The sequence below is a fragment of the Xinfangfangia pollutisoli genome (assembly GCF_020179405.1).
GTDB classification, from domain to species: Bacteria; Pseudomonadota; Alphaproteobacteria; order Rhodobacterales; family Rhodobacteraceae; genus Pseudogemmobacter; species Pseudogemmobacter pollutisoli.
The window spans coordinates 1-4961 of the sequence record NZ_JAICBZ010000142.1; the positions used below are offsets into that span (position 1 = coordinate 1).

General features: G+C 67.6%; 3 protein-coding genes and 2 pseudogenes. 3 read left to right on the plus strand and 2 right to left on the minus strand.

Features of this window, described 5'->3' with window-relative positions; translation table 11 throughout:
• Nucleotides 1-349, minus strand: a pseudogene (locus K1Y73_RS21270) (hypothetical protein); the annotation flags it as partial.
• Nucleotides 350-359: 10 nt separating this feature from the next.
• Nucleotides 360-830 carry a transcription elongation factor GreA gene (gene greA / locus K1Y73_RS21275; protein ID WP_225030396.1) on the minus strand — a complete coding sequence of 157 codons (471 nt, stop codon included), beginning with the start codon at nt 828-830 and terminating at the stop codon, nt 360-362.
• A gap of 264 nt (nt 831-1094) precedes the next feature.
• Here greA and K1Y73_RS21280 point away from each other — a divergent pair, with 264 nt between their 5' ends.
• From K1Y73_RS21280 to K1Y73_RS21290, 3 genes and pseudogenes are all read left to right on the plus strand, one after another.
• Complete coding sequence (locus K1Y73_RS21280) at nt 1095-2741, plus strand: electron transfer flavoprotein-ubiquinone oxidoreductase (RefSeq protein WP_225030397.1); 1647 nt, start codon at nt 1095-1097, stop codon at nt 2739-2741.
• A gap of 186 nt (nt 2742-2927) precedes the next feature.
• A complete protein-coding gene (locus K1Y73_RS21285) occupies nt 2928-4682 on the plus strand; it encodes a tetratricopeptide repeat protein (protein WP_225030398.1) in 1755 nt (584 codons plus the stop codon).
• Nucleotides 4672-4961, plus strand: a pseudogene (locus K1Y73_RS21290) (4-(cytidine 5'-diphospho)-2-C-methyl-D-erythritol kinase); the annotation flags it as partial. The gene K1Y73_RS21285 and the pseudogene K1Y73_RS21290, both read left to right, overlap by 11 nt.

The window sequence follows — 4961 nt, forward strand, 5'->3', positions numbered from 1 at the left end:
GATCTGCCGAGGCCAGGGGGGCGGGCGTGCCGCCCTGGGCATAGCCCGCGCGCATCTCGTCGACCGTGGCCTGCAGCCGCGCCGCCTCGGCGCGCAGATCGCGCACCGCGCGCAGCGTGATCGCCGCCGCCCAGATCAGCGCCAGCGGCAGGACGGCAATCAGCAGCGTCATGAACAGGCCCGGCGTCCGCGCCCCGTCCTCGGCCGGGGCCGAGAAGGCATAGATCAGAACCGCGATCACCCAGACCAGGCTCAGCCCGCCGGCCACCAGTTCGGGCAGGCGCGCGCCCCCCAGCCCGGCCGAAGCAGGAAAGCCGGGATCGCGGGGGCGCAGGGGCAGGCGGGCCATGGCGGGGGGCCTAGATGTAGCGGACCGAAAGGATTTCGTAGCCGCGCCGACCGCCCGGCGTGGCAACATCGACGCTGTCGCCCTCTTCCTTGCCGATCAGCGCCCGCGCCAGCGGCGAGCGGACATTCAGCAGGCCCTGTTCGATATTGGCCTCGACCTCGCCCACGATCTGATAGGTCTTCTCTTCCTCGGAATCCTCGTCGAGCAGCGTCACCGTGGCGCCGAACTTGATCGCACCCGACAGTTTCGTCGGATCGATCACCTCGCCCAGCGACAGGATGCCCTCGATTTCCTTGATCCGGCCCTCGATGAAGCCCTGCTTTTCACGCGCAGCGTGGTATTCGGCATTTTCCGACAGGTCGCCATGGGCGCGCGCCTCGGCGATATCCTTGATGATCGCCGGCCGGTCCACCGTCTTCAGCTGCTTCAGCTCTGCGTCCAGCGCGTCATACCCGCGCCGGGTCATCGGGATCTTGTCCATGGGCCTCCCGCCGAAATCAAAAAGAGAAGTCATGGCCCGGGGCAACCGGGTCATGACTTCATACGTCCTCGGGGGGCAACCTCGCCCGCCGGATTGGGAAATGCAAGCCCGTTGCAAAGACTGCCGCGGCCGGGCGCCGGAACGTCGCCTTCGGGAAAGAAAATTGCCGGATTGCCGCGATGCAGCGACGTGATGTTGCGTCACGGTTGACCTTGGGTCGGGCAGGTGGCAACAGGAAATGCCAGCAAGGGAAGGGGTAGCGAGATGTCGGCCATCCAGCGCGAGTCGATGGAATACGATGTTGTGATCGTGGGGGCGGGCCCGGCGGGTCTGTCGGCGGCGATCCGCCTGAAGCAGCTGGACCCGGACCTGTCGGTCGTCGTGTTGGAAAAAGGGTCCGAGGTCGGCGCGCATATCCTGTCGGGCGCGGTCCTGGACCCTTCGGGCCTGGATGCGCTGCTGCCCGACTGGCGCCAGATGGACGCGCCGATCAAGACCGAGGTGACATCGGACAATTTCTACATCCTTGGCCCGGCGGGCCAGGTGCGGGTGCCGAACTGGCCGATGCCGCCCCTGATGAACAATCACGGCAATTACATCGTCTCGATGGCCAATGTCTGCCGCTGGATGGCGGGCGTGGCAGAGGGGCTGGGCGTCGAAATCTTCCCCGGCATGGCCTGCAGCCAGCTGGTCTATGACGGCGATCGGGTGGCGGGCGTGGTGGCGGGCGAGTTTGGCCTGGACCCGGAAACCGCCCTTCCCGGCCCCGCCTACGAGCCGGGGATGGAGCTGCGCGGCAAATATGTCTTCCTGTCGGAAGGGGTGCGCGGCAGCCTGGCCAAGGAAGTCATCGCCAAATACGACCTGTCCAAGGGTCACTGCCCGCAGAAATTCGGCCTGGGCATGAAAGAGATCTGGGAAATCGACCCGGCCAAGCACCGGCTTGGCACGGTGACCCATACGATGGGCTGGCCGCTGGGCGGCAATGCCGGCGGCGGCAGCTTTATCTATCACCTTGAAAACAATCAGGTCTATGTGGGCTTCGTGGTTCACCTGAACTACAAGAACCCCTATCTGTACCCTTACATGGAATTCCAGCGCTTCAAGCACCACCCGATGGTGGCCGAACTGCTGAAGGGCGGCAAGCGCGTGGCCTATGGCGCGCGGGCGATTTCCGAAGGCGGCTGGCAGTCGATCCCCAAGATGGTGGCGCCGGGCGTGGCTTTGCTGGGCTGCACCGCGGGTCTGGTGAACGTGCCGCGGATCAAGGGCAATCACAACGCGATGCTGTCGGGCAAGGCCGCGGCCGAGGCGGCCCATGCCGCGATCAAGGCCGGGCGGATGGGCGACGAGCTGTCGGATTACGAGACCGAGGTTCGCACCGGCGCCATCGGCAAGGATCTGAAGAAGGTCCGCAACGTCAAGCCGCTGTGGTCGCATTACGGGCTGGTCGCCTCGCTGCTGGGCGGGGGGTTCGACATGTGGCTGAACACCTTCGGCCTGACCGCCTTCGGCACGATCCGCCACAAGCATTCCGATGCCGCGGCAACCCACAAGGCGGCCGAGTTCAAGCCGATCGACTACCCCAAGCCCGATGGCGTTCTGTCCTTCGACCGGCTGACCAATGTGGCCTACAGCTTCACCAATCACGATGAAAACCAGCCCGCCCATCTGCGGCTGAAGGATCCCTCGATCCCGATTTCGGTGAACCTGCCGCTTTATGCCGAACCCGCGCAGCGCTATTGCCCGGCCGGGGTCTATGAAGTGTTGGGCGAAGGCGCCGATGCGACCTTCCGCATCAACTTCCAGAACTGCGTCCACTGCAAGACCTGCGACATCAAGGATCCCAGCCAGAACATCGTTTGGACCACGCCCATGGGCGGCGGCGGGCCGAACTATCCGAACATGTGACGCGCGCCCCCGCGCAGGGGGCCCGTTCCAGCCCTGCGGGCCCCGCCGATTCCGGCGCGGGCCCGTTTTCTTGCGCTGACAATCCCGCGATCCCCCGAAGGTCGGGACCGCCCCACATGGACAGTCGCGCGGCGCCCGGCTAGCCTGCCCCGATATCTGCGCCCGATGTCCGCCTGGGAGAGCCCGATGCCGCGATCCGTCCTTCACCTCTCGACCGCCGCCGTGGCGCTGAGCCTGGCCTTCGCGCCGCCGGCCCGGGCCGAGGGGCAGGCGCCCGAGGTCAGCGCCTCGGTCGAGACGGTCACCCCGGATTCCGGCGCCTATCTGGCCGCCCGCGCCGCCGAGGCCGAGGCTGATTTCCGCGCCGCGGCCGGCTGGTACGCGCGCGCGCTTTTGGCCGATCCCGATACGCTGCACCTGATGGAAGGCAGCATGTATGCCAATCTGAACCTGGGCGAGGTTGGGCTGGCGGCCGAGGTGGCCACGGTGGCCAAGGCCAAGGGCTTTGAAAGCCAGCTGGCCGAGATCGCCTTGCTGGCCGACGAGGCGCGGCGCGAGGATTATGCGGCGATCGTCGCCGGCGCCGCGGCGGGCCGCAAGGCCGGGCCCCTGGTCGACGAATTGTCGCTGGCCTGGGCCAAGTTCGGCCTGGGGCGGATGTCCGACGCGCTGGCCGATTTCGACGCCGTGACCGCGACCCAGGGCGGCGAGGTTTTCGGCCTGTACCACAAGGCGATGGCCCTGGCGCTGGCCGGCGATTACGAGGGCGCGGATGCGATCCTGTCGGGCAAGGTCGCGGGGCCGATCAACCTGAACCGGCGCGGTCTGGTGGCGCGGGTCGAGATCCTGTCGCAGCTGGAACGCGGCGACGAGGCGCTGCAGCTCTTGGACCAGGTCTTCGGCACCGAACCCGAACCGGCCATCGACGCGCTGCGCGTCAAGCTGCGCGCGGGCGAGCCGCTGCCCTTCACCTCGATCCGCGATGCGCGCGACGGCATTGCCGAGGTGTTCTTCACCGTGGCCACGGTGACCAATGGCGAAAACGACCCGGCCAGCACGCTTCTGCATGCGCGCATCGCCTCGGCTCTGCGGCCCGACCATGCCGAGGCGCTGCTTCTGGCCGCGGCCAAGCTGGAAAGCCTGGGGCGCTACGATCTGGCGGTCGAGGCCTTCGCCGCCTTCCCGCCGGACGATCCGAATTTCTACTCGGCCGAAGTGGGCCGCGCCGATGCGCTGTATGAAATCGGCAAGAAGGATGCCGCGATCGAGGCGATGCGCGGCGTCGCGCGGCGCTATCCGCAGATGATCGTGGTGCAGACCGCCCTGGGCGACATCCTGCGCCGGGACGAGCGCTGGTCCGATGCGCTGCCGGCCTATGATGCGGCGATCAAGCTGGCGGGCGACCCGCTGCCGCCGCATTGGGTGCTGTTCTTCTCGCGCGCGGTCTGCCACGAGCGGATGGGCAACTGGGATCTGGCCGAGGCCGATTTCCGCCATGCGCTGCAGCTGAACCCCGGCCGGCCCGAAGTGCTGAACTATCTGGGCTATGCGCTGGTCGAGCGCGGCGAGAAGCTGGACGAGGCGCTGCAGCTGATCCAGGACGCGGTGCAGGCGCAGCCGCGCGCCGGCTATATCCTGGACAGCCTGGCCTGGGCCTATTTCCGTCTGGGGCGCTATGACGAGGCGCTTGCGCCGATGGAAAAGGCCTCGCTGCTGGAACCCGTCGATCCGGTGGTGACCGACCATCTGGGCGATGTCTATTGGGCCGTGGGCCGCCAGCGCGAGGCGGAATTCCAGTGGCACCGCGCGCTGTCCTTCGGCCCCGAGGACAAGGACGCCGCGCGGATCCGCAAGAAGCTGGAACAGGGGCTGGACGCGGTTCTGGCCGAGGAAGGCGCCCCGCCGCTGGCCGAGGTCAAAGCCGCCAAGAATGGCAACTGAACAGGTCTCTGAATTCGCGCCGGCCAAGATCAACCTCTGCCTGCATGTGACCGGGCAGCGGGCGGATGGCTATCATCTGCTGGACAGTCTGGTTGCCTTTGCCGGCGTGGGTGACCGGGTGACCGCGCGGCGGGCCGAAGCGCTCAGCCTGGCGCTGTCGGGGCCCTTCGGGGCCGACTTGCCTTCCGGCGACGACAATCTGGTGCTGCGCGCGGCGCGGCTGGCGCAGCCGGGGCTGGCAGCGGCGCTGGCGCTGGACAAGCACCTGCCGCCGGCCTC